The 21,991-nt window shown below is 69.3% G+C and carries 23 protein-coding genes and 1 other RNA gene; 18 read left to right on the top strand and 6 right to left on the bottom strand.

All coding sequences use genetic code 11. The features are described from left to right. Positions 1-2 precede the first annotated feature (2 nt). Positions 3-884 (top strand): fasciclin domain-containing protein, encoded by an 882-nt coding sequence (locus tag HLH28_RS13910; RefSeq protein WP_182960232.1) that lies wholly within the window; start codon positions 3-5, stop codon positions 882-884. Here HLH28_RS13910 and HLH28_RS13915 read toward each other — a convergent pair. Beyond that, complete coding sequence (locus tag HLH28_RS13915; protein WP_182960234.1) at positions 813-1,793, bottom strand: LysR family transcriptional regulator; 981 nt, start codon at positions 1,791-1,793, stop codon at positions 813-815. The two genes, HLH28_RS13910 and HLH28_RS13915, sit on opposite strands and share 72 nt — an antisense overlap. Positions 1,794-1,880: 87 nt before the next feature. Between HLH28_RS13915 and HLH28_RS13920 the strand changes: the two genes are divergently transcribed. From HLH28_RS13920 to HLH28_RS13935, 4 genes are read left to right on the top strand one after another with little or no spacing between them, the layout of a single operon-like run. Continuing rightward, positions 1,881-2,318 (top strand): hypothetical protein, encoded by a 438-nt coding sequence (locus HLH28_RS13920; RefSeq protein WP_182960236.1) that lies wholly within the window; start codon positions 1,881-1,883, stop codon positions 2,316-2,318. After that, the gene (locus HLH28_RS13925; protein ID WP_220790100.1) at positions 2,318-3,229 is read left to right on the top strand and encodes a sterol desaturase family protein; all 912 of its coding nucleotides are present in this window, start codon (positions 2,318-2,320) and stop codon (positions 3,227-3,229) included. Before HLH28_RS13920 ends, HLH28_RS13925 begins: the two co-directional genes overlap by 1 nt. Then, a complete protein-coding gene (locus HLH28_RS13930) occupies positions 3,226-3,771 on the top strand; it encodes an NADPH-dependent FMN reductase (RefSeq protein WP_182960238.1) in 546 nt (181 codons plus the stop codon). Before HLH28_RS13925 ends, HLH28_RS13930 begins: the two co-directional genes overlap by 4 nt. Then, entirely contained in the window at positions 3,768-5,081 is a 1,314-nt protein-coding gene (locus HLH28_RS13935) for an alpha/beta hydrolase family protein (protein WP_182960240.1), read from the top strand. The genes HLH28_RS13930 and HLH28_RS13935 overlap by 4 nt, the downstream gene beginning before the upstream one ends. A gap of 25 nt (positions 5,082-5,106) precedes the next feature. Here HLH28_RS13935 and thiE read toward each other — a convergent pair whose 3' ends face one another. Further along, a complete protein-coding gene (gene thiE, locus HLH28_RS13940; protein WP_182960242.1) occupies positions 5,107-5,733 on the bottom strand; it encodes a thiamine phosphate synthase in 627 nt (208 codons plus the stop codon). Between the two features lie 10 nt (positions 5,734-5,743). Continuing rightward, on the bottom strand, positions 5,744-6,232 hold the full coding sequence (locus tag HLH28_RS13945; protein ID WP_182960245.1) for a hypothetical protein: 489 nt from the start codon (positions 6,230-6,232) through the stop codon (positions 5,744-5,746). Positions 6,233-6,340: 108 nt separating this feature from the next. Here HLH28_RS13945 and HLH28_RS13950 point away from each other — a divergent pair, with 108 nt between their 5' ends. From HLH28_RS13950 to HLH28_RS13970, 5 genes are all read left to right on the top strand, one after another. Then, the gene (locus HLH28_RS13950) at positions 6,341-6,553 is read left to right on the top strand and encodes a hypothetical protein (protein ID WP_182960247.1); all 213 of its coding nucleotides are present in this window, start codon (positions 6,341-6,343) and stop codon (positions 6,551-6,553) included. Positions 6,554-6,556: 3 nt separating this feature from the next. Then, positions 6,557-6,898, top strand: a complete 342-nt coding sequence (locus HLH28_RS13955; RefSeq protein WP_182960249.1) for a cell division protein ZapA — start codon at positions 6,557-6,559, stop codon at positions 6,896-6,898. A 9-nt stretch (positions 6,899-6,907) separates the two neighbouring features. After that, a non-coding RNA gene (ssrS, locus tag HLH28_RS13960) (6S RNA) lies at positions 6,908-7,064 on the top strand. Beyond that, entirely contained in the window at positions 7,051-7,650 is a 600-nt protein-coding gene (locus HLH28_RS13965) for a 5-formyltetrahydrofolate cyclo-ligase (RefSeq protein ID WP_182960251.1), read from the top strand. The genes ssrS and HLH28_RS13965 overlap by 14 nt, the downstream gene beginning before the upstream one ends. Positions 7,651-7,688: 38 nt before the next feature. Further along, positions 7,689-8,504 carry a TIGR00282 family metallophosphoesterase gene (locus HLH28_RS13970; protein ID WP_182960252.1) on the top strand — a complete coding sequence of 272 codons (816 nt, stop codon included), beginning with the start codon at positions 7,689-7,691 and terminating at the stop codon, positions 8,502-8,504. 85 nt (positions 8,505-8,589) lie between these two features. Here HLH28_RS13970 and HLH28_RS13975 read toward each other — a convergent pair whose 3' ends face one another. Next, a complete protein-coding gene (locus HLH28_RS13975) occupies positions 8,590-9,696 on the bottom strand; it encodes an Mrp/NBP35 family ATP-binding protein (protein WP_182960253.1) in 1,107 nt (368 codons plus the stop codon). 246 nt (positions 9,697-9,942) lie between these two features. Here HLH28_RS13975 and HLH28_RS13980 point away from each other — a divergent pair, with 246 nt between their 5' ends. The 5 genes from HLH28_RS13980 (at position 9,943) to HLH28_RS14000 (ending at position 16,308) form a co-directional block, all read left to right on the top strand. After that, positions 9,943-11,193 carry an OpgC family protein gene (locus tag HLH28_RS13980; RefSeq protein ID WP_182960254.1) on the top strand — a complete coding sequence of 417 codons (1,251 nt, stop codon included), beginning with the start codon at positions 9,943-9,945 and terminating at the stop codon, positions 11,191-11,193. Beyond that, positions 11,190-11,855, top strand: a complete 666-nt coding sequence (locus HLH28_RS13985) for an SGNH/GDSL hydrolase family protein (RefSeq protein WP_182960255.1) — start codon at positions 11,190-11,192, stop codon at positions 11,853-11,855. The genes HLH28_RS13980 and HLH28_RS13985 overlap by 4 nt, the downstream gene beginning before the upstream one ends. Before the next feature lie 125 nt (positions 11,856-11,980). Continuing rightward, positions 11,981-13,576 carry a DegQ family serine endoprotease gene (locus HLH28_RS13990; protein WP_182960256.1) on the top strand — a complete coding sequence of 532 codons (1,596 nt, stop codon included), beginning with the start codon at positions 11,981-11,983 and terminating at the stop codon, positions 13,574-13,576. Positions 13,577-13,580: 4 nt separating this feature from the next. After that, the gene (locus HLH28_RS13995) at positions 13,581-14,744 is read left to right on the top strand and encodes an FUSC family protein (RefSeq protein ID WP_182960257.1); all 1,164 of its coding nucleotides are present in this window, start codon (positions 13,581-13,583) and stop codon (positions 14,742-14,744) included. 100 nt (positions 14,745-14,844) lie between these two features. Continuing rightward, positions 14,845-16,308, top strand: coding sequence for a mannitol dehydrogenase family protein (locus HLH28_RS14000; protein WP_182960258.1), 1,464 nt, complete (start codon positions 14,845-14,847; stop codon positions 16,306-16,308). Positions 16,309-16,444: 136 nt separating this feature from the next. Here HLH28_RS14000 and HLH28_RS14005 read toward each other — a convergent pair whose 3' ends face one another. Then, positions 16,445-16,966, bottom strand: coding sequence for a GNAT family N-acetyltransferase (locus HLH28_RS14005; protein WP_182960259.1), 522 nt, complete (start codon positions 16,964-16,966; stop codon positions 16,445-16,447). Positions 16,967-17,057: 91 nt separating this feature from the next. On the opposite strand from HLH28_RS14005, the gene HLH28_RS14010 reads away from it, so the two are divergent. The 3 genes from HLH28_RS14010 (at position 17,058) to mdoH (ending at position 21,214) form a co-directional block, all read left to right on the top strand. Next, positions 17,058-17,408, top strand: coding sequence for a winged helix-turn-helix domain-containing protein (locus HLH28_RS14010; protein ID WP_182960351.1), 351 nt, complete (start codon positions 17,058-17,060; stop codon positions 17,406-17,408). Between the two features lie 120 nt (positions 17,409-17,528). Beyond that, on the top strand, positions 17,529-19,061 hold the full coding sequence (locus tag HLH28_RS14015; protein ID WP_182960260.1) for a glucan biosynthesis protein: 1,533 nt from the start codon (positions 17,529-17,531) through the stop codon (positions 19,059-19,061). After that, positions 19,049-21,214: a glucans biosynthesis glucosyltransferase MdoH gene (gene mdoH / locus HLH28_RS14020; RefSeq protein ID WP_182960261.1), complete on the top strand. Its 2,166-nt coding sequence runs from the start codon at positions 19,049-19,051 to the stop codon at positions 21,212-21,214. Before HLH28_RS14015 ends, mdoH begins: the two co-directional genes overlap by 13 nt. A gap of 62 nt (positions 21,215-21,276) precedes the next feature. Here the strand turns inward: mdoH and HLH28_RS14025 are convergent, their stop codons facing one another. Then, entirely contained in the window at positions 21,277-21,762 is a 486-nt protein-coding gene (locus HLH28_RS14025) for a hypothetical protein (protein ID WP_182960262.1), read from the bottom strand. Positions 21,763-21,991 lie beyond the last annotated feature (229 nt).

The raw sequence follows: 21,991 nt of genomic DNA on the forward strand, positions 1-21,991 counted from the left end.
GCATGGACGGATGGGGCGCCGGACAAGGGAAGCGGATCGGAACGGCACGGGGACGGGGGACCGTCCCTGGCCTGATCCTCGTGGCTCCGCTTCTCCTGGGGCTGGGGGGCTGCGGCGGGGATCGGGTCCAGGATCCGCTGCTGGTGCGCGGCAGCACCGAATCGGTGAACATTCCGACCGTTTCGGTGGAACGGACCTACGCCCCGGCGCAGGCCAACGGCCGTCCCGACAGTATCGTGGCCTACGGCGCGCCGGACACCCCAGTCTATCGCGACCGCCCGCTGGAGGAAAACCTGCGGGGCAGCGTAGAACTGGCGGATTATGTCCGGGGACTCGATCGGTCGGGCCTGCTGCCCCTGCTGCGGCAGACGGGGCCGTTTACGGTCTTCGCCGTGCCCAACGACCCGATGGAGAATTTCGCGCGCGGCCTGTCCGGCGGCGCGCCGGTTCTGCCGCCGGCGGGGCCGGTCCTGCGCCGCACTCTGGCCTATACCCTCGTGCGGGGCGCTTATCCCGAGCCGACGCTGCGCGGGATGATCGCGGCGGCGCCGGGCCGTCGGGTGGGTCTGCGGACGATCGATGGCGGGGTCCTGCTGCTCTGGATCGACCCGGCGAGCGGGCAACTGGTCCTGGGCAACGGTGCGGGGCAGGTCAACCGGATCTGGGTGACCGGCGTGCCTCAATCCAATGGCGTGCTGTACCTGACGCAATCGGTGCTGTCGCCGCCGACGGGCCTGGCGTCCGTCTCATCCGGCGGCTGCCCCCTTGGTCGCGGCTGGTTTTCCGGGGCGCCTGCGGAAAGCAGCCGTTCCTCATGGCGTGTACAGTGTCGTCCCGCGCTGGCGGCCGCGAAATTCCGCCACGCGCGCATGGGACGCGGCTGACCGGGCGGCCTGGGCCAGCGCCTCGGCAAAGGCGTGGGCGGCCGGGCTGAGCGACCTGTTCCGGAGGCGGAGGATGGCGTACCCGGTTTCGGCGATGAAGGGGAAGGTGACCATGTCGATCCCTCCCGCTTCCTGTGCCGCGAGCCCGAATGATAGCGGCGCGCCCATCACCACGTCGGACCGGCGGACAAGGTCGAGGCAGGCGCCGAAACTTTCGAGAATGATCGTGGGAAAGCCGCGCCGTACCATTTCGCTGCGATAAGGTTCGGGCACGCGCAGGAAATTGTTGCCCGGGAAAGCGGGCAGCACCCAGGGATAGTCGATATAGGCCATGGGCGGGGCGGCGCCCGCGATCAGCGGGTGATCGCGGCGGGTCAGGATGACGGAGGGCTCGGACGCCAGGCGCTGGATGGTGATCGAATCCTCGAACGGAATCGCGCTGAAATCGAGCCCGCCCAGCACGACAAGATCGATGGTGCGCAGAAGCAACCGGTCGACGAGGCCGCGTTCGTCGCCGACCTGGACGGTCGGGCGCACTCCTTCGTGCGCGCTGCCATGCAGCCCGGCGGCAAGGGTGGCGAGCGCACGCGGCACCAGCGTATCCATGGAGACGGGCTCGGCGCCCACGACCAGTGCGCCCATCGACGCCCCGCGCAGCATCCTGGCCTCGCGCGTCAGCAGGTCGGCCTCGTGAATCATGCGGACGATCTGCCCGGCCAGCTGGTCGGCGGCGCGTGTGGGTACGACCGAGCGCGTAGTCCGGTCGAACAGCGTGAGATCGAGCTCCTCTTCCAGTTTTCTCAGGCTTTTGCTGAGGGCGCTGTGGGTCAGGGACAGTTCGTCGGCCGCCAGGCGGAATGATTTCAGCCTGTAGAGAGTCTCGAAATGCCGCAGGCGCCGGAAATCCATTCTCGACCCTCCTTCCGCCATTGGGTCCTGACTTTCATCTATTCCGATAAAAAAATGAAATAGGATTTTCCGCGAAAGGGACATGCGATGAATGCGGTCTTGTTCGTTCTGGCGGTCAATCTTGCGGTCATTCTGGCGTGCGCGGGCCTGTTTTTCCTCCTGCGCGCGCCCCCGCCGGATGCGATGCCCGATCCGCCCGCGCTGCTGGCGGTCTTTCATGCGGAATATCCCGATGCCAGGCCATGCGACAGCGTGTTGGCGGATGACGGTCGCGCCGGGCTGATCTGGCTGGCCGATGGCGCGGTCGGGCTTGTCGCGGGCGCCGGTCGGCACTGGCGCGTCCGGCGGCTGGACAGCGTGGCGCAGTGCGCGACGCGGATAGCGGGCGAGGCGCTCGTCCTGCGTTTTCGGGATTTCGCCTGGCCGTCAGCCCGCCTCGTCCTGTGCGACGCGGCGGTGCGGCGCCGATGGTGCGAGCGGATCGCACAGACAACCACGCCCGATCGTTTCCAAGAGGAATGCTGATGATGTCTCCCTCCTCCCTGCCTGATCCGACCCTATTGGCGGCACCGTTTTTCATCCTGTTCATGATGCTCGAGATGGGGCTTGCGGTGCGTTCCCGCGTGCGTGCCGATTACGAGATCCGCGATACGCTCTCCAACCTTGCCGTCAGCGCCGGCAGTATTCTCATGGTGGGGCTGATCGGCGGCCTGTTCATGGGCGGCGTCATGTTCGCCTGGCACCACCGGGTGGCGGATGTGCCGACCACATGGTGGTCATTCCTGCTCTGCTTCGTGCTCGACGACCTGCGCTATTACTGGTTCCACCGGCTCAGCCACTGCTCGCGCTGGTTCTGGGCGGCACATGTGGTTCATCACTCCAGCCGGCACTACAATCTTTCGGTCGCCTTCCGCCAGAGCTGGACCACCGGCATCACAGGTACGGCGCTGATGAATATCCCTCTGGCCGCGCTGGGTTTCCATCCTGCCCTGATCGCGTTCGCGGCCTCCGTCAACCTGATCTATCAGTTCTGGGTGCATACCGAAACGATCGCACGCCTGCCGCGCTGGTTCGAATATCTGTTCAACACGCCGTCCCACCATCGCGTCCATCATGGACGCAATCCGCGCTATCTCGACGCCAACTATGCGGGCGTGCTGATGATCTGGGACCGTATGTTCGGGTCCTTCGTGCCCGAAGCAGCGGAGGAACCCGTGCGCTACGGGCTGGTCCATAACATCGGCACCTTCAATCCGCTGCGCATCGCCTTTCACGAATATGTCGCCTTGCTGGCCGACCTGCGGCAACGCGGCCTGTCCCTGCGCCAGAGGCTCGGCTATCTGCTGGGCGCGCCGGGATGGAGCCACGACGGGCGCTATTCCACTTCGGCCGTGCTCAAGGCGGCCGACCGGCGGACGCGGGAGCAGGCACGATGAACCGCCCGGTTCTGCTGGGGATCGCGGGCAGCCTGCGCCAGGGGTCCGTTACGCGCGGCATTCTCGACGCCCTGGCGGAAGCGGCGCGCGTGCAGGTCGACCTGCGTATCGCCCCGCTTGATGCCCTGCCGCTCTATAATCAGGATCTGGACCAGGACCGGCCTCCGCCGGCGGTCGCCGCGCTGCGGCACGCGATCATCGCGGCGGACGGGCTCGTCATCGGTTCTCCGGAATATAATCATGGCATGCCGGGCGTCTTGAAAAACGCGCTCGACTGGGTGTCGCGCCCCTATGGCCACTCGGCGCTGAAGGACAAGCCGGTCCTGACGTTCACCGCCTCGCCCGCGTCCACGGGCGGGGTGCGGGCGCACGCGCAACTGAACGAGACGCTGGCCGCCAATGCCGCGCGGATCGTGCGCCGCCCGCAGATCGCGGTGGCGTTCGCGGATGCGAAATATCGCGACGGACATTTTGCAGATCGGGAATCGTTCGATTTTCTGCTGGACGGCCTGGGGGATCTGCTGCGGGAGATCGCCAGATGAAGAAAGTCGCAGGCCAGGTCCTGTCCGTCCTTCTGGCGTCCTGCCTTCTGGTGCTCTGCCACCTGGGGGGCGCCGTCGCCGCCGCCCCGGACACGCCCGAACTGGCACGCACGGCCCCGTACCAGGCCGGGGTGCGTACGCTGACCCTCGTGCCCCCAAAGGGCGAGACGCCGCTGCCCGGTGGCATGGCACGCAGTCGGACGCTGGCGGTCACGCTCTGGTATCCGGCGGCGCCCGATGCCCGTGGGCACCGTGCGGTCTATCGTGGGGCGCTGCCGTCGATGCCGCCCGCGCCGCCGGCACGCTTTTCCATCGCGGGCGACGCGATCGCCAACGCCGCGCCCGCCAGGGGCATGTGGCCCCTGGTCATTCTCTCGCATGGCTACAGCAACGTGCCCGCCGCGATGAGCTGGCTGGGGGAAGGGCTGGCGGCACGCGGCTATGTCGTGGCCGCGATCGATCATGACGATCCGCCGATCACCGACCTGTCGAAGATCGGGCAGCTGCTGCTCTACCGACCGCTGGACATCGCATTTGCCGCGCGTGCGCTGCGGGCGCGCGCGGCACAGGGGGGGCTGGACGGCGCCGACACCCGGCGCGTGGCGCTGTTGGGCTATTCCATGGGGGGCTATGGCGTGCTCACGGCGGGTGGCGCACGGCTGGCGCCGGAGGGACTGGCGCTGAAGATGACGCCGCCGGGCGCGCTGGCATCGTTTCAGGATGGCAGCGCCACAATCGCCAACCTACGCGCGATCGTGGCGATTTCGCCGGCCGGCGAGGCGCCGGTCATGAACGTATGGGGTACGAACGGGCTGGAAGGCGTGAAGGCCCCCCTGTTCCTCAGCGTGGGCGACCAGGATCGCACGGTCGGTTATTGCGGCAGCGTGGCGCGCATTTTCGAGCAGACGCGCGGGACCGACCGTATCATGCTGGTCTTCGCCAATGCCGGCCATGGCATCGGGCTGGGGCCGACGCCGGCGGATATGCGCGGGTCGCTATGGAATTACGACTGGTTCGAAGATCCGGTATGGCGCCGCGACAGGCTGCTGCCGATCCAGCTTCATTTCATCACGGCTTTTCTGGATCGCTATGTAAAGGGCGATGTCGACCGCGATGCCTATCTCCATCCCGCGCTCGTGCGGTCCAATGACGGAACATGGAACGCGCCCCCCGGCACGCCTTATGACGCCCCCAGCCCGGGAGGTGCTGGTGTCACCCTGTGGAAGGGCTTTGCCCGCAATCATGCGATCGGCATGTCGCTCTATGGTGCCGCGGCCGGGCAGGCAGATCAGCCATGTGGGACGAAATAGGCCGGTACGCGCGCTGCCGGTCGGGTCAGGCGGCGGCGATGGCGGCATTCATGGCGCGCACGCCGGCCGCCGGACCTTCGGGATGTGACCAGACCGCGCCGATCACCGCCAGGAAATCCGCACCCGCCCGGACCAGCGGGCCGCAATTGTCCGCATTGATGCCCCCGATCGCCACGACCGGCAGTTCCATCATCGTCGTCCACCACGACAGCAGGTCGATATCGGCCCGGACATCGGTGTCCTTCGAGGATGAGGGGAAGAACGCGCCGAAGGCAACGTAATCCGCCCCGTCCTCGCCGGCGCGCATCGCCATGTCGCGGCTGTCGTAGCACGATACCCCCAATTGCAGGGTATCGCCCAGTTCGGCGCGGGCGCGGGCGGCCGGCATGTCATCCATGCCGACATGCGCGCCGTCGCATCCGCTGCGGCGGGCCAGGTCGGGGCGGTCGTTCAGGATGAAGGCGACGTCGCGCTCCTGCGCCACGGGGCGCAGGCTGTCGATGGCGCGCAGGATCGCATCGTCCGACGCGTCCTTCAGCCGCAACTGCACGGCGGCGACCGGGCCGGCATCCAGGGCACGGGCCAGGTCGGCCGCGAAGGCGGCCGGATCGAGCGCGGGAGGGGTGACGAGATAGAGCTGGCAGTCGGTCATCGTGTGCCGATCATAGGGCGGGACGCGGCGTTGCGACAGGTGCATTCGCCGAAGCGGGATCAGAGGGCGCGTCGGGCAAGATATCCGGCGGGGCGATGCCGCCCAGGATGTCCCGCAGCCGGTCGGGCGACGGGACGGGATCGAGCATCAGGCTGTCCGGCCGGCCGACCAGGCATGTGGCGCCGACCGATTGCGCCAGAAGGCGCACCGTCGCCAGTTGGGGGCAGGCGGGGGACATGACGATATGGCGCAGCCCCAGGCGCAGGGCCTCGGCCGCGCGACCCGCCGCCGGCCCGCAATCGAGGAACGCGGGCAGGTTCGCCCCGGTGCCGGCGATCAGGGCCCGCCACCAGGCCGGCCCCATGACGCAGCCCGCGTCGGGTGGCGACAGCAGTACCCAGTGCCGCGCGGTCCCGCCGTCCAGGGCGGCCAGGACGGCGTTTACCTGGGTAGCGGAGCCGACGGTCACGGCGCACAGCTTGGGCATCGCGTGGATCATTGCTTGACGTTGAACCGCGCGCGCGCGATCTGTTCAAGAAGATCATGAAGGGCGGGAAGCACGAAGGTGGCGCATTCTGAAAGGGCGAACGGTCTGGGCGTCGGGGCCATGGAGCCCGCCGACCGGCTGGAAAACGCGCTGAACCGTATTGCCTTCGCGCTCGATCGCCGGCGCACCGATCCTGCGGGCGCGGCGGCCGGCCCCCAGGCCAGCGATCAGCAGGCGATCGACCTGCACGCTCTGGCCGCCAATATCGATATCCTCATCGCCCGCATCCGCGACGTGGTGGGCGATGCCCCCGAGCATGACGAAGGTCGGTGACGCATGGCGCAGGTGACGGTTCGGATCAACGGCTATTCCTACGTCGTAGGCTGCAAGGACGGGCAGGAACGCCACCTGCAGGCCATGGCGCAGGAGGTCGAGCGCCGGATCGAGCGCATCCGCGCGATTGGCGGCCAGAGCGGCGAATCCCGGATCCTGGCCCTCGCGGCCCTGTTGATGGCGGACGAGATCCACGATCTGTCGGCCGAGAAGATGCCCGAGGACACGTCCCGGCAACTGATCGAGGCCCGTCAGGCCCGCGTCGAGAACGATCGCCGGCGCGAACAGCTCTCACTTCTGGTCGAACGTGCCGAAAGCATTGCGGCGGCGCTGGAACGCGACTAAATTACAGGGGCGGGGCTGCTCGGCTTGTCAGGCAACTCAACCCCTGGGCCGATAAGCACTTCCTTAGGGAGCTGGCTCTGACGTGATCCTGGTCATGTTACCTGGCGCCCACCTGCACTTGCAGGTCCGGGAGGGCTGAAAGACCAACGGCCATGGCGGCTCCGCACACTTCTCCCCCCGATTCCGATTCCCCCCTTCTGGCGGCGGCAAAGGCCGACCTGCGCCGGCGGCTGATGGCGGCCCGCGCCCGTCCGGCGGCGGACCACGTGACCGAGGCCCTGTGCCGCCGGATGCTGGCCAGCGTCCATGATGCCGTCCCGGCGGGGGCGGCCGTCGCCGCCGTCTGGCCGCTTCCCGGCGAAATCGACCTGCGCGCGCTGTGCGCACGCCTGCACGGGCATGGCTATCGGGTCCTGCTGCCCGAGACGCCGCCGCGGGGGCATCCCCTGCGCTTTCGCCTCTGGCAGCCCGGCGGCCGGATGGTGCCGGGCCGATTCGGCACCGCCCATCCCGACGGGCCGGCCGGCCGGCCCGATTTCGTGTTCGTTCCCCTGCTGGCCTTTGACAGGCGGGGCTTCCGGCTGGGATACGGGGGCGGGTACTACGACCGCACGCTGGCCGGTCTCGGGCCGGTACCGGCGACGGGGTACGGGCTGGCGGCGCAGGAAGTGCCGGAGGTGCCGACAGGGCGCCACGACATCCCGCTGCCGGTCGTGGTGACCGAACGGGAAACGATCCGCTGCGGCACCTGACGCCCGCGCGGGCGTCAGGACAAGGAAAGGCCGGGTTCTTGCGGATTCTGTTTCTGGGCGACATCGTCGGGCGCACGGGGCGCGATGCCGTCATGGCGCACCTGCCCGATTTGCGCCGCACGCTGCGCCTCGACCTGGTGGTGGTGAACGGCGAGAACGCCAGCCACGGTTTCGGCCTGTCGCCGTCCATCGCCCGCGACCTGATGGAGGCCGGGGCCGACGTCATCACCCTGGGCAATCACAGCTGGGACCGCAAGGACCTGATCGGCCATATCGATCAGGAGCCCCGGATCGTCCGGCCGGCCAACTATCCGCCCGGCACGCCCGGCCAGGGCAGCGTGGTGGTCACGCTGGTGGACGGGCGCAAGGCGCTGGTGATCAACGTCATGGGCCGCCAGTTCATGGAGGCGCTGGACGATCCGTTCCGCGCCGTGGCGGACGTCCTGTCGCGCCATCGGCTGGGAGTCACGGTGCAGGCCGCCGTGGTCGATATCCACGCCGAGGCGTCGAGCGAGAAATGGGCGATGGGCCACGTGCTGGACGGGCGGGTCTCGCTGGTCATCGGCACCCATACCCATACCCCCACCGCCGATCACCGGATCCTGTCCGGCGGTACCGCGTACCAGACCGATGCGGGGATGTGCGGCGATTACGACAGCGTGATCGGCATGGCCAAGGATGCCGCGATCGCGCGCTTCCTGCGCCGGATGCCCGGCGAGCGCCTGCAGCCGGCCGAGGGCGAGGCCAGTCTGGCGGGAATGATGGTGGAAACCGACGACACGACCGGACTGGCACGCCGGATGGCGCCGCTGCGTCTGGGGGGGCTGCTTGCCCCCACTACACCCGACTTCTGAGCAGCCGGTCTGCAAACGCGCGCTGGTGGCCATCCGACGCGCGTTTCCTGCGCGCCGGTGCCCTCGGCTCCCCCTTCGGGGGCCTTTATTTGGCCAGGCGGCGTACGGTCGCGGCGATGGTGTGGGCCAGGGCGCGATAGGCGCTGCCGCCGGGGCTGTCCGGGGCGCTGATGACGATCGGCGCGCCGCTGTCGGCGCTGGCGCGGATGTCGGCCAGCAGCGGGATCTCGCCCAGGAAGGGCACGCCCATCGTCGCGGCCTCGGCCCGGGCGCCGCCATGGCCGAACAGGTCGGTCCGGTGGCCGCAGTTCGGGCAGCAGAAATAGGACATGTTCTCGACGACCCCCAGGACGGGGACGTTCATCTTCGCGAACATCGTCACCCCGCGCCGCGCGTCCAGCAGGGCGATGTCCTGCGGCGTCGACACGACGATCGCCCCGGCCAGCGACACTTTCTGCGCCAGCGTCAGCTGCGCGTCGCCGGTGCCCGGCGGCATGTCGACCACCAGCACGTCCAGCGTGCCCCAATCGACATCGCCCAGCAGCTGGCCCAGGGCGCCCATCACCATCGGGCCGCGCCAGATCATGGCCTGCTTCTCGTCCACCAGCAGGCCGATGGACATGGCGCGGATACCCCAGGCGTCCAGCGGCGCCATGCGTCCGTCATGGACCTCCGGCGGGCGGTCGATCCCCATCATCCGGGGCAGCGAAGGGCCATGGATGTCGGCATCCAGCAGGCCGACCCGCAGGCCCTCCATGCCCAGCCCGACCGCCAGGTTGACGGCGGTGGTCGATTTGCCGACCCCGCCCTTGCCCGAGGCCACGGCGATCACCACCCCCACGCCGGGCAGCAGCGGTCCCCCGGCCGCCCGTCCCGCCGGGCCGCCCAGGTTCAGCGGCCGGTGGCCGGGCGCCTGCGGCGGCGGGGCGGCGGGCGCGGCGGCCCGATGGGCGGTCAGGATGACGGTGGCCGCGGCGATGCCGGGCAGGGCGCGCAGGGCGCGCTCGGCCTCGGGCAGCAGCGGCTGGATGCGGGCCGCTGCCGCGCGGTCGGTCGCCAGGGCCACGTGCAGCGTGCCGTCGCGCACCATCGCGCCGTCCAGGGTCGCGGCGTCCAGCAGGCCGGCGCCCGTCGCCGGGTCGCGGACCTGCCGCAGGGCCTGCTCGATCGCGGCGCGTGCGGGTTCAGCCATGGTGGTGTCCTTCCTGTGGGCCGTTACGGCGTGGGGCCGCCGGTCCTTGGGTGTACGCGGGGCGGGGATGTCCGAGGGGACATAAGCGAAAAAATCCGCGCCGCAAATCCGCCGGGTTCGGCATCATGGTGGCATGGCGCCCGCGCCCGTGTAAGGAATCGCAACGGGGCTGGAGTCAGCCGATATTCTGCCCCATGTGTGTAGCAATGCGGGAACGCGGTGTCCCGCTGGAAGGAACCGGTTTCGATGACGTCATCCGCGTCTCGTTCGCCTGGGGATCCGGTGGCAGCGCCCGCCAGGCCCGCGGGGACGCGCGACCATCGCGTCGACGCGCTGCGCGGCGTGGCCCTGCTGATGATGTTCGTGGACCATATCCCGCAGAACGTCCTGAACCGCTTCACGTTGCGCAATGTCGGATTCGCCGACGCGGCCGAGATTTTCGTGCTGCTGGCGGGCTACGCCTCGTGGCTGGCCTACGGGCGGAATTTCGACCGGGTGGGGCTGCGCGCGGGCATCGGACGGGTGCTGCGCCGCTGCGCGCGCCTGTACGTGTTCCAGGCCGTCATGGTGGTGGTCACCACGGCGACGATCCGCCAGTGGCGGCATTTCTGGCCGGTCCCGGTCGATTTCCTGGAACCCGAGCTGGCGCACGGGCTGAGTTCGTTCTGGCGGGTCATGTTCCTCGACGCCCTGCCCAGCAACCTGAATATCCTGCCGCTCTACATCGTCCTGCTGCTCTGCTTCCCGCTGATCTACCTGCTGATCCGGTGGGGGCTGGTGCCGACCCTGGTCCTTAGCGGCGGGCTGTGGGTGCTGATCAACGTCGATCCGACGATCAATTTCCCGAACTGGCTGGACCCGGACGGGTGGTATTTCGACCCCCTGGCCTGGCAGTTCCTGTTCACGCTGGGGGCCTGCGGCGCCGTGCTGGCGGGGCGTCACGGCGGCTGCCTGCCGCGCGTGGGCTGGCTGCGCCTGCTGTGCTGCGCCTATCTGGCGGTCTCGGCGCTGGAGGCGTTTCCCTGGTCGCAATGGGGTCTGCCCGACCTGCGGCCCTTTGCCCTGGCCGCCCCGGACAAGAGCGTGCTGGCCCCCCTGCGGCTGCTGGACGTGATGTCGATATTCTACCTCGTGCAATCGTCGGTCGCGGCCCGGCGCGGGGCGGAAGGCCGGCTGGGGCAGGTGATGGCGCTGTTCGGCCGCCATTCGCTGGAGGTCTTTTCGGTCGGCACGGTCATCGACCTGTATGCGCGGCTAGTCTTCACCACCTTCGGCGACGGGTGGGGATTGCAGATCGCGGTGAATGTGATCGGTTTCGCGGTCCTGTGGGGGCTGGCGACGGTTCTCGATCGCCGCCGGGTCAGGCAGAAAGAAGCAGCGGCCCGGGCGAAGCAGGCGGCCACCGAGCGTCTTCGGGACAGCCAGCGGCCCGGGGCGCACGGCGGCCCGTCCGTGTCCTCGCCGCCGACGCCAGCCGTTCTGGAGAAAGCGCATTGACGACCGACAGCCTTGCCTCCCCCATCCTGCCTCGCCTGACCGAGCTGTTGCGCCGCGAGAAGCCGGTGCGGGTTACCCTGTTCGGGTCCTCGACCATCGAGGGGATCGGTGCCAGCAGCCCCGAACACGGGTTCGGTCCCCTGTTCGAACGCGCCCTGGCGCCCTTCGTCACCGGCGGCCTGACGGTGATCAATCGCGGGATCGGGGGCAACGGGGCACGGGAAATGCACGACCGCCTGCCCGACGTCCTGGCGGACGGAGCCGACCTGGTCCTGTGGCAGACCGGAAGCAACGACCCCTGGCAGGGCGTGCCCGTCGCGACGTACGGCACGCTGACGCGGCAGGACCTGCTGGCGACACGCGCGGCAGGCGCCGATCTGGTGCTGATGGACCCGCAATATTGCCGGATGCTGGAAGAATGCGCGGCCTTTCCGCCCTTCGTCGAGGAGGTTCATCGGATCGGCGCCGAACTGGGCATCCCGGTCTTCCACCGCTATGCGCGAATGAAATCCTGGTGCGCCGAACTGGACCTGTCGCGGGAGGATCTGTCGCCCGACGGGCTGCACATGGGCGACATGGGATATCGCATGCTGGGCCAGGCGGTCGCCGCATGGCTGGTGGAACTGACCGGTGCGCCGGCCGGGGCCTTCGCCCGGACCTGACCGCCTGTATCCGCCCCGTGCCGGGGGGCGGCGACAAAGCGGGGAAAACGGGATTGGGCGGCCGCGGGGGATGGTCTAGGATACAGCCATCGCGACGTTCCCCGTTCCAGGAAGCTGCCTGCCCGATGCCCCTGTCCGTTCCGGCTTTTCCCCGTCCGTTCGCCGCCCTCGGGCTGGCGTCGGTCCTGTCCCTGGTCGCAGGGGGCGCCGTCCGGGCGGAACCGGCGGTGCTGCCGCATCCCGCCGCGACCGCGCCCGTGGCGCCCGTGCCGGGGGCGTCCGCCCCGGCCCGCCTGCCCGCGCCGGGGCGGGGCGCGCCCGACAGCTTCGCCGACCTGGCGGCCCGGCTGCTGCCGGCGGTGGTCAATGTCTCGACCACCGAGACGGTGAAACCCGGCGACGGTGACGGTGGGGACGAGGATGGCGGCGGCGAGGATGCGCCGCAGATCCCGAATTTCCCGCAGGGTTCGCCGTTCGAGAAATTCTTCCACGATTTCATGAACCGCCAGCACGGCCCCGATGCGGCCCCGCGCAAGATGCAGGCGCTGGGATCGGGCTTCATCGTCGACCCGTCGGGGATCATCGTCACCAACAACCACGTCATCCGCCATGCCGACCAGATCACGGTGACGTTGCAGGACAACACCGTGCTCAAGGCGCGGCTGCTGGGCCATGACGACCGGACCGACCTGGCGGTGCTGAGGGTCGACAGCCCGCATCCCCTGCCGTCGGTGACGTTCGGCGACAGCGATCGCGCGCGGGTGGGCGACTGGGTGCTGGCGATCGGCAATCCGTTCGGCCTGTCCGGCACGGTGACGGCGGGGATCGTGTCGTCGCGCGGCCGCAATATCGACCAGGGACCGTACGACGATTTCATCCAGACCGACGCCCCGATCAACAAGGGCAACTCGGGTGGTCCGCTGTTCGACATGCAGGGCGAGGTGATCGGCATCAACACCGCCATCTTCTCGCCGTCCGGCGGGTCGATCGGCATCGGCTTTTCCATCCCCTCGGCCGAGGCGCGGGGGATCATCGACCAGTTGCGCCGCACCGGAAAGGTGTCGCGCGGATGGATCGGCGTGCGGATCCAGGACGTGACGCAGGATATCGCGGACGGGTTGGGCTTGAAGGCCGCGCATGGCGCCCTGATCGCCGGCGTGGAGCCCAAGGGGCCGGCAGCGAATGCGAAGCTGCAGACCGGCGATGTGATCCAGAGCCTGGGCGGCAAGGACATCGACGGTCGCGCCCTGCCGCGCCTGATGGCCGACGTGCCGGCCGGGCAGGTGGTGACGCTGGGCATCTGGCGCCATGGCCGGACCCTGGCGGTGCCGGTGACGGTCGGCGCGCTGCCCGAGGACATGTCCGACCAGCCGGCGCCCAAGCCCGAGGCCAAGCCGCAGGGCAGCGTGCAGCTCAAGGGGCTGGGCTTCACCGTCGGGGCGATCGACGACGTCGCCCGCCAGAAATACAACCTGACCGAAGGGCAGAAGGGCGTGGTCATCACCGCGACGGCAGAGGACGGCCCGGCCGCCGACCGGGGCCTGCACCCCGGCGACGTGATCACCGAGGTCCAGCAATCCGAGGTCGCGGCGCCGGCCGACCTGCGACGCCTGGTCGACGCCGCGCGGGCGCAGCATCGCCGGTCGGTCCTGTTCCTGGTGCAGAATGGCGACGGCCTGCGCTGGGTGCCGTTCCCGCTGGGCGAGGAGAACGGGAAATAGCGTGATGACGGCCCCCATGTCGTTTCATGCCGGCCGATGGCTGACCGCGCTGCGCGCGATCGTGCCGCGCGGGCCCGAAGTCCGGCAGGCGGTCCGCCTGCTGGCCTCGGTGCTGCTGTCCGAAGTGCTGGCCAAGGCCGTCCATCTGCACGAACCGGTCTGGTCGCTGATCACTTCGGTCATCGTGACGCAGAGCCGCATTACCCAGACCCTGACCACCGGCCGGGACCAGATCGTCGGTACCCTGATCGGGGCAGGGGCCGGGGTGTCGGCCATCGTCCTGATCCTGGTGACGCCGCTGCCGACATCGGTGGTGTTCTGGATGTCGCTGACGCCGCTGGCGCTGCTGGCGGCCGCGCGGCCGAACATGCGTTTCGCCGCCGTCACGCTGATGATCGTGCTGCTATTTCCCGCACAGGCGGGCGATCCGTTCCTGCGGCCTCTGGACCGCATCGCCTCGATCATGATCGGCGTGCTGACGTCGCTGGCGGTCTCGTTCTTCGTGCTGCATGACGAGGCCCGGCGCGACGTGCTGCGGACCGCCGCCCTGCTGGTGGGCGACATTGCCGACGTGCTGGACCGCGCCCTGCGCGGACAGCTGGACCACGATGCGATCGAGGCGGCGGACGAGGCCTGCCGCGCGCATATTCAGGATATCTATTCCGCGGTGGCCGAGGCGCAGGTCGAACGGCTGGACGTTCTGCATCCCCGGCGCGACCCGTTGCTGGATCAGCTGCCGGGGCTGCTGCGCCGGTTGCGCGGCAACGCGGTGTTCGCGGCCCGCGCGGCCAGCGAGGGCGAGACATTGGCCACCGGCGCCGTGCTGGACACGGAACGGCACGCGCTGGGCCGCGTTCTGGCACAATTGGCCCGCCGGTGCGAACGTGAAGCCCGCACCCGCCGGCGCCGCCGGCCCCCGTCCAGCGAAGGCGCCGAGGCGATCCTCGGCGTGCTGCACGATCCGGGCCCGGAGTGGAGTCCGGTCATGCAGTTCACGCTGGCGGTCCTGCATGCCGACATGGCGCGTGCCGTACGGGCGGTCTGGTCCGACGGCACCGCCCCGGACACCGCCGACGCCGTCCAGGCCCCGGCTGCGCCGGCGTCCACATTGCCCGCATCGTCCGCCGGTCCCGTTGGCCTGGCGGCGGGCAGCCGTCCGCGCGCCTGATCGCGCGGCGCGGGGGGACGGCCCGGCCGTCCCGACAGCGGGGGAACGACGCGCGTTTCCCCGGTATTGAGAACAGGACCCAGAAGGAGAATGAGGCGACATGATGAACCGGACAATTCTGGAAGATCTGCCTGCCGGCGTTTCCGCACCGGGCTATGACCCGACCGCGATCGGGACCGGAATCGTGCATTTCGGCGTAGGCAATTTCTTTCGCGCGCATGAGGCGTTCTATGTCGATCGCTGCCTGGCCCTGCCGGGCCAGCAGGGGTGGGGCATCGTGGGGGTCGGCCTGACCGACGGCGCGCGCTCGGCGGCCAAGGCCGACAGTTTCCGCGCGCAGGACTGCCTCTATTCCCTGACCGAGGCGGCGCCGGACGGCGGCCGGACGGTACGGGTGGTCGGGGCGCTGCGCGACTACCTGCTGGCGCCGGCCGATCCGGCCGCCGTGCTGGACCGGCTGTCGGATCCCGCGACCCGGATCGTCACCATGACGATTACCGAGGGCGGGTACAATATCGACGAAACCAGCGGGCAGTTCCGCCTGGACACGCCGGCCGTGCGCGCGGACCTGGCGGGCGACGCCCCGCCGACCACCATCTTCGGCTTCGTGGTCGAGGCCCTGGCCCGTCGCCGGGCGTCGGGGGCGGGACCGTTCACCATCGTGTCCTGCGACAACCTGCGCCATAACGGCGACGTCGCCCGGACCGCGTTCCTGGGCTACGCCCAGGCGCGCGACACCGGGCTTGCGGCATGGATGGCGGAAAACGTCACCTTCCCCAACGGCATGGTCGATCGCATCACGCCCACGGTGGACCAGGCGATCGCAGCCGGCCTGAACGCGGCCAGCGGGCTGGACGACGCGCTGCCGCTGGTGGCCGAGGATTTCACCCAATGGGTGCTGGAGGACAAGTTCTGCGCCGGCCGTCCGGCGCTGGAGCAGGTCGGCGTTCAGTTCGTCGAGGACGTGACCGGCTACGAACAGGTGAAGGTGCGGATGCTCAACGCCTCGCACATCATGCTGGCGTTTACGGGCATCCTGCTGGGCTATCGCCTTGTCCATGACACGCTGACCGATCCGGACCTGTCCCGGTTCGTCAATGCCTACCTGGAGCAGGACGTGATCCCGCGCCTGACCGCGCCCGCCGGCCTGGACCCCGAGGAGTACCGGCGCAGCGTGCTCAGTCGTTTCTCGAACCCGGCGATGGCGGACCAACTGCTGCGGATCGGCGGCGACGGGTCGTCCAAGGTGCAGGTCTACTGGACCGAAACCGTACGGCGCGCCATCGCGGCGGGGGGGGATATCTCGCGGATCGCGTTCGGCATCGCCGCCTATCTGGAAATGCTGCGCGGCGTGGACGAGGCCGGCGACAGCTACACACCGTTCGAGCCGACGCTGGATGCGGCGCGGATCGCGCTGGTGCGCGACGATGACCTGGCGGCGGCGCTGGCGCTTCCGGCCTTCGATGGCTGGCGCGACGTCCAGACGCCGGAGCTTGCGGATGCCATCGTCGCCGCCCGGCGCGCCATCCGCGAAAGGGGCGTGCGCGGCGCCCTGCCGGCCTGACCCATCAGGCCGGCAGGACACCTCCGAACCCGCCAAAAGGGCGTTGTTCCCTGGCAACTGGTGGTTTTCCACGATCGGGGTCCAGGGCCTCAGGTCCAGGCGGGTCCGGGCAAAGCCCGCCCTGTCTGCCCGCGGATCAGACCGGGCGCGTCATCAGTCGCGCGTCCGGGTCGTAGGTGGCCAGGATCGCGGCGGCGGCCGGTTCGTCCAGGGCAGCGAAGCCCGCCCGGGTCCAGTATGCGGCAGCGGACCCGGTGGCGACCAGCACCACGCGGTCCAGCCCCGACCGGGCGGCCAGTTCGGCAACCCGTGCCAGTGCCGCCCCCGCCGCCCCTTGTCCCCGTGCCCCGGGCAGCAGCGCGATATCATGCAGGTACCAGCAATCGGGCCGGGCGGGCAGCGCCCCCAGTGCCGCGTTCAGGGCCGGGGGGGCCGCGCTGCGCCACGGGTGGCTCAGGACATAGCCGTGCAGGGTATCCCCGCCGTCCCCCAGCACCAGGCACCCGGCGGGACACAGCGCCAGGCGCTCGGCGAAGACCGCTTCGTCCTCGGGATAGGCGGGATGCACCTGCGCGGCGATCGCCATGATCCGGGGCAGGTCGCGCCGGGCCATGGCGCGCCAGTGCGCGGCGGCCGCCCGGGGTGGGGCAGGGGGCATGTGAAAGAACGCTCTCGACAGGCGGACGGGCCGTCACGCATAGCATCCCCCGCGCCGCGAGGGCAGGGGCGCGCAAATCAGGGGGGAAATGATGGCGGACCTGCGCCTGACCTTACGGATCGACGCGAACGACCAGCCGCTGCTGGGCCACGGCAAGATCCGGCTGCTGGAGGCGATCGGGGAGACGGGGTCGATTTCGGCTGCCGCCCGGGCGATGGGCATGTCCTATCGCCGGGCGTGGCTGCTGGTCGAAGCCCTGAACGGCGCCTTCGCCAGCCCGCTGGTGGCGGCGCGTCCGGGCGGCGGCGGTGGGGCCGCGCTGTCCGATTTCGGGGTCGAGATCCTGCGCCTGTATCGCGAGATCGAACGCCGCGCGACCGAGGGCGCGTCCCCCGACCTGACGGCCCTGGCGGCCCTGTTGGCGGGCGCGGCACCGCCGTAAAAAGGCCACGGGGCGTCCTCAGGATAGCATGATTGTCCGTCCCGTGGGATGGGCCTATTGTCATGACAAGACATTGAAACGACAGCACGGACCGCATGGCGCGGCGACCGGGGAGCCAGGATGTTTAGACGCGATCTCGTGAAAGCCGGTGCGGGCGTATCCCTGTTTTCGCTGCTGGGGGGCGTCGCCCGCGCGGCGGACGCACCTGTCGCAGCGTCCGCCGTCGGGTCATTCGATGACAGCACGGTGCGGCAGATCGCCGAGCATCTGTCCCAGCATCCCTATCGCGCGCCCGACCAGACCCTGCCGGCAGCGATCGACAATCTTAATTTCGACCAGTACCGCGCGATCGCCTATCGGCCGGAACAGGCGCTGTGGCACGGACAGAACCTGGAATTCGATGTCGAGTTCTTTCCGCGCGGCTTCCTCTATCGCCCGCGCATCGAAATCTACGAGGTCGTGGACGGCAAGTCGGCGGCGGTGCCGTATACGCCCGACCTGTTCACCTTCGGCGACCCCAAATTGCGGGTGACGGACGATGTGGGCTTTGCCGGGCTGCGCCTGCGCTACGCCATCAACACCCCCGGGGTGATGGAGGAATTCTGCGTCTTCCTCGGGGCATCCTATTTCCGCGCGGTGGCCAAGGGCCAGAATTACGGCCTGTCCGCGCGCGGCTTCGCCGACGGCACCGGCAACCCGAAGGGCGAGGAATTCGCGCTGTTCCGCGCATACTGGCTGGAAAAGCCGCAGCCGGGTGTCGATTCCGTGGTGGTGCACGCGCTGCTGGACAGCCCGTCGGTGGCCGGCGCCTTCCGCTTCACCATCCGGCCGGGCGACATGACCACCTTCGACGTGCAGTCCTACCTGTATCCGCGCACCGCGATCGCCGAGTCCGGCATCGCACCGCTGACCGGCATGTTCTATTTCGACGCCAACGACCGCAACCATGTCGATGACTGGCGCCCCGCCGCCCATGACAGCGAAGCCCTGTCGATCTGGACCGGCAGCGACCAGCAATTGTGGCGGCCCCTGCGCAATCCGCAGGACCTGCAATTCTCGGCCTTTTCGGACACGTCGGTCCGCGGGTTCGGCCTGATGCAGCGCAAGCGCGCCTTCGCCGATTTCGAGGATCTGGCGCTGAACTACGAAAAGCGGCCGTCATTGTGGATCGAACCGATCGGCGACTGGGGCTCCGGCTCGGTCGACCTGGTGGAAATCCCGACGCCGAACGAGGTCAACGACAACATCGTGTCGTTCTGGCGCCCCAAGGGCGGCCTGGCCGCCGGGCGGGAATATGCCTTCACCTATCGCATGTACTGGGGATGGGACACGCCCTGGCCGACCAAGCTGGCCCGTGTCGCGGCCACCCGCGTCGGCGCGGTGACGGACGACAAGAGCGCGCGATTCTTCGACATCGATTTCACCGGCGCGCCGTTCGACAACCTGCCTGCGGATGCCAAATTCCACCTGGTGCCCAACAGTTCGGCGGGAACGATCCGCAATGTCGTGGTCGAGCCCAACCCCAACATCCATGGCTGGCGCACGACGTTCGAATTCGCCCCCGGCGACGCCAAGATCGCTGAATTGACCTGCGTCCTCGCCAACGATGCCGGACCTGTTTCCGAGCAATGGACCTATCGATGGACGCCGTAGAGCACGGCGCGCCGGACACCGTGCGGCCCCCCGGAGCGGGCGTTTTTCGCGCCCTGCCGGACGAATCGCCCATGAGCATGGAGGTCCAGTCGCTGTCCGCCATGCCGGACACGCACGGGCGCGGCCGCGTGCCGGCCACCGAACCGCCGATGATCGCGCTGCGGCGGCTGGCGGTCATTGGCTCGGCATGCCTGTTGACCGCCTATGGCGCGTACGAAATGAACCGCGTGCTGAACTCGATGGGCGTGTCGATCCTGGGCGTGGTCCTGCTGGTGCTGTTCGTGCTGCTGTTCCAATGGATCGCGCTGGCCTTCACCTCGGCGGTGGGCGGGTTCGTCTCACTGCTGCGGCAGGGGGGGCTGGGGCTGGGGGTCTCGCGCGACGGGACCCTGCCTGCGCTGTCCACCCGCACCGCCCTGTTGATGCCGACCTATAACGAAAGTCCGGGCCGCGTGATGGCCGGCGTGCGGGCGATGTATGACAGCCTGGCGGCGACCGGGCAGCTGGACGCGTTCGATGTCTTCATTCTGTCGGACACCACCAACCCGGACATCTGGGTGGAGGAAGAGGCCGCGTTCCTCGCCCTGCGCGACGCCACGGGGGGGCACGACCGGATCTTCTACCGTCGCCGCCCGGTCAACACCGAACGCAAGGCCGGCAACATCGCCGAATGGGTGCGGCGTTTCGGCGGGGCCTATCCGCAGATGGTGACGCTGGATGCCGACAGCCTGATGGCGGGCGAGGCCGTGGTCCGCATCGCCGCCGCCATGGAACGCCATCCCGGCGTGGCGCTGATCCAGACCCTGCCGGAAATCGTCAATGGCACCACCCTGTTCGCCCGGATGCAGCAATTTGCCGGTCGCGTCTACGGCCCGCTGATCGCGCACGGCATCGCCTGGTGGCATGGGGCGGAGGGCAATTACTGGGGCCATAACGCCATCATCCGCACCCGCGCCTTCGCCGAGCAGGCCGGCCTGCCGCATCTGCCGGGTCGCAAGCCGTTCGGCGGCCACATCCTCAGCCATGATTTCGTCGAGGCCGCCCTGATGCGGCGCGGGGGCTGGGCGATCCACATGGTGCCGGGCCTGGCCGGATCCTATGAGGAAAGCCCGCCGTCGCTGACCGATATCGCGATTCGCGACCGGCGCTGGTGCCAGGGCAATCTGCAGCATGCCAAGGTGGTGCCGACGCGTGGCCTGCACTGGGTCAGCCGCATGCACATGCTGATGGGAATCGGGTCTTACGTCACCTCGCCAATGTGGCTGGTGTTCCTGCTGGCCGGCATCCTGATCTCGCTGCAATCTCGGTTCGAGAAGCCCGAATATTTCGGCGATACCAAATCGCTGTATCCCCATTGGCCGCATGTCGATCCCGAACAGGCGAAATATGTGTTCATCGGCACGATGGCGATCCTGCTGGCGCCCAAGCTGATGGCGTATGTCGCCCTGCTGTTCGATCGCGCCGCCAGGCAAGGATGCGGGGGCGCCGCGCGGGCGGCGGCGTCGATCCTGGTGGAAACGCTGATCGGCGGGCTGATCGCCCCGGTGGCGATGCTGATCCAGACCTCGGGCGTACTGTCGATCCTGATGGGCCAGGATTCCGGCTGGAACGCGCAGCGGCGCGACGATGGCGGGGTCCCGTTCGGCAGCATCGTGCGGTCCTACTGGCGCTATACGCTGTTCGGCCTGGTGCTGGGCGGCTGCGCGTGGAGCGTCTCCATCCCGCTGTTCCTGTGGATGACGCCGGTGCTGCTGGGGCTGGCATTCGCCATTCCCCTGGCGGCCCTGACCGGCAGCCGCGACGTGGGCCAGGCCTTCCGCCGTGCCGGCCTTCTGCTGATCCCCGAGGAAACGTCGCCCCCCGACATCCTGCGCCGCGCGGCGGCGGCCGTCGCCGCATTGCCGCCGGTCGCGCCCGTGGGGGACGCCGCGCATATGCTGCTGGCCGACCCGGCGCTGATGGCGGCGCATCGCGCCATGCTGCCGCCGCCACGGCGACGGGGGGACCCGATCAATCCGGACCTGCTGGTCGGGTTGGTGAAGCTGGAAGAAGGCACGGCGCGCGAGGCCGCGATCCAGTCGCTCAGCCGAAGCGAGAAGGCGGCAATCCTGGCCAGCCGCGACGGGCTTGACCGCCTGCGCGCGCTGACCTGACCAACGGGAGACTCCGCCGCAGGGGCGGAAGACCGGGAAAGGCCCCCCGGTACGGCGTGCCGTCAGTTCCCGTCGTCGGAACCGCCACGGTGCCGGCCATGCCTGCCGCCTTCATCATCGCCCTCCTCGTCGTCGGCCCTGGATCCGGGGGCCGCGGTGCGCAGCACGGCGCAGGCCTTGGCCAGGGCTGGGGAAGGCGACGTGCCCGCCTTGTCGCACAGGGATTCGGCGTCGGGGGCGCAGGCCTGTCCCGCCGTTTCGAAATCCGTTTCCAGCACGTCGCGGGCGACTTCCAGATCCTGGTCCTTGGTGCGGGATTCCTCGGCGGCAACCAGGTCCTGCGTCTTGTGCAGTTCCTTCAGCGCATCCAGGCACGAAGGGCTGGTCGCGTTGGGGTCGGTCTGCAGGACCCCGACTTCCCTCTGCAACAGGACGGCGCTGGCACGGCTGCCGCCCTCTCCCCCTTCGTCCTGCGCCATCGCCCCGACCGGGACCAGGCAGCAGGACAGGAACAGGGCGGCAAGGCGGCTGGGATGTGTAATCGTCACTCTGGGCATTCCACTGGCGCGAAAGCCCCGGGGGCCGGTCGGACGGATCATTGGATCCCGGACCATCCCCGGGGAGGCGTCGGGTCCATGTGGGGCGACGCCGCGGGTTCTGCCGGACTATGGCAGGAACCGGCCAGCCGGGAAAGGGCGCCCGGCGCCGGGGTGGGTCGCGCGGGACGAATCGTTACACTTCTTGACGGATGCGCGGTGTTTGCAATGCCGTTCGTGT

The sequence above is a fragment of the Gluconacetobacter tumulisoli genome (assembly GCF_014174155.1).
Classification (GTDB): Bacteria; Pseudomonadota; Alphaproteobacteria; order Acetobacterales; family Acetobacteraceae; genus Gluconacetobacter; species Gluconacetobacter tumulisoli.

Excerpts from the sequence above, each read along its gene's own strand:
- HLH28_RS13910 (WP_182960232.1), top strand. The coding sequence starts at position 3 with ATGGACGGATGGGGCGCCGGACAAGGGAAGCGGATCGGAACGGCACGG.
- HLH28_RS13915 (WP_182960234.1), bottom strand. The coding sequence starts at position 1,793 with ATGGATTTCCGGCGCCTGCGGCATTTCGAGACTCTCTACAGGCTGAAA.
- HLH28_RS13920 (WP_182960236.1), top strand. The coding sequence starts at position 1,881 with ATGAATGCGGTCTTGTTCGTTCTGGCGGTCAATCTTGCGGTCATTCTG.
- HLH28_RS13925 (WP_220790100.1), top strand. The coding sequence starts at position 2,318 with ATGATGTCTCCCTCCTCCCTGCCTGATCCGACCCTATTGGCGGCACCG.
- HLH28_RS13930 (WP_182960238.1), top strand. The coding sequence starts at position 3,226 with ATGAACCGCCCGGTTCTGCTGGGGATCGCGGGCAGCCTGCGCCAGGGG.
- HLH28_RS13935 (WP_182960240.1), top strand. The coding sequence starts at position 3,768 with ATGAAGAAAGTCGCAGGCCAGGTCCTGTCCGTCCTTCTGGCGTCCTGC.
- thiE (WP_182960242.1), bottom strand. The coding sequence starts at position 5,733 with ATGACCGACTGCCAGCTCTATCTCGTCACCCCTCCCGCGCTCGATCCG.
- HLH28_RS13945 (WP_182960245.1), bottom strand. The coding sequence starts at position 6,232 with ATGATCCACGCGATGCCCAAGCTGTGCGCCGTGACCGTCGGCTCCGCT.
- HLH28_RS13950 (WP_182960247.1), top strand. The coding sequence starts at position 6,341 with ATGGAGCCCGCCGACCGGCTGGAAAACGCGCTGAACCGTATTGCCTTC.
- HLH28_RS13955 (WP_182960249.1), top strand. The coding sequence starts at position 6,557 with ATGGCGCAGGTGACGGTTCGGATCAACGGCTATTCCTACGTCGTAGGC.
- HLH28_RS13965 (WP_182960251.1), top strand. The coding sequence starts at position 7,051 with ATGGCGGCTCCGCACACTTCTCCCCCCGATTCCGATTCCCCCCTTCTG.
- HLH28_RS13975 (WP_182960253.1), bottom strand. The coding sequence starts at position 9,696 with ATGGCTGAACCCGCACGCGCCGCGATCGAGCAGGCCCTGCGGCAGGTC.
- HLH28_RS13980 (WP_182960254.1), top strand. The coding sequence starts at position 9,943 with ATGACGTCATCCGCGTCTCGTTCGCCTGGGGATCCGGTGGCAGCGCCC.
- HLH28_RS13990 (WP_182960256.1), top strand. The coding sequence starts at position 11,981 with ATGCCCCTGTCCGTTCCGGCTTTTCCCCGTCCGTTCGCCGCCCTCGGG.
- HLH28_RS13995 (WP_182960257.1), top strand. The coding sequence starts at position 13,581 with ATGACGGCCCCCATGTCGTTTCATGCCGGCCGATGGCTGACCGCGCTG.
- HLH28_RS14000 (WP_182960258.1), top strand. The coding sequence starts at position 14,845 with ATGATGAACCGGACAATTCTGGAAGATCTGCCTGCCGGCGTTTCCGCA.
- HLH28_RS14005 (WP_182960259.1), bottom strand. The coding sequence starts at position 16,966 with ATGCCCCCTGCCCCACCCCGGGCGGCCGCCGCGCACTGGCGCGCCATG.
- HLH28_RS14010 (WP_182960351.1), top strand. The coding sequence starts at position 17,058 with ATGGCGGACCTGCGCCTGACCTTACGGATCGACGCGAACGACCAGCCG.
- HLH28_RS14015 (WP_182960260.1), top strand. The coding sequence starts at position 17,529 with ATGTTTAGACGCGATCTCGTGAAAGCCGGTGCGGGCGTATCCCTGTTT.
- mdoH (WP_182960261.1), top strand. The coding sequence starts at position 19,049 with ATGGACGCCGTAGAGCACGGCGCGCCGGACACCGTGCGGCCCCCCGGA.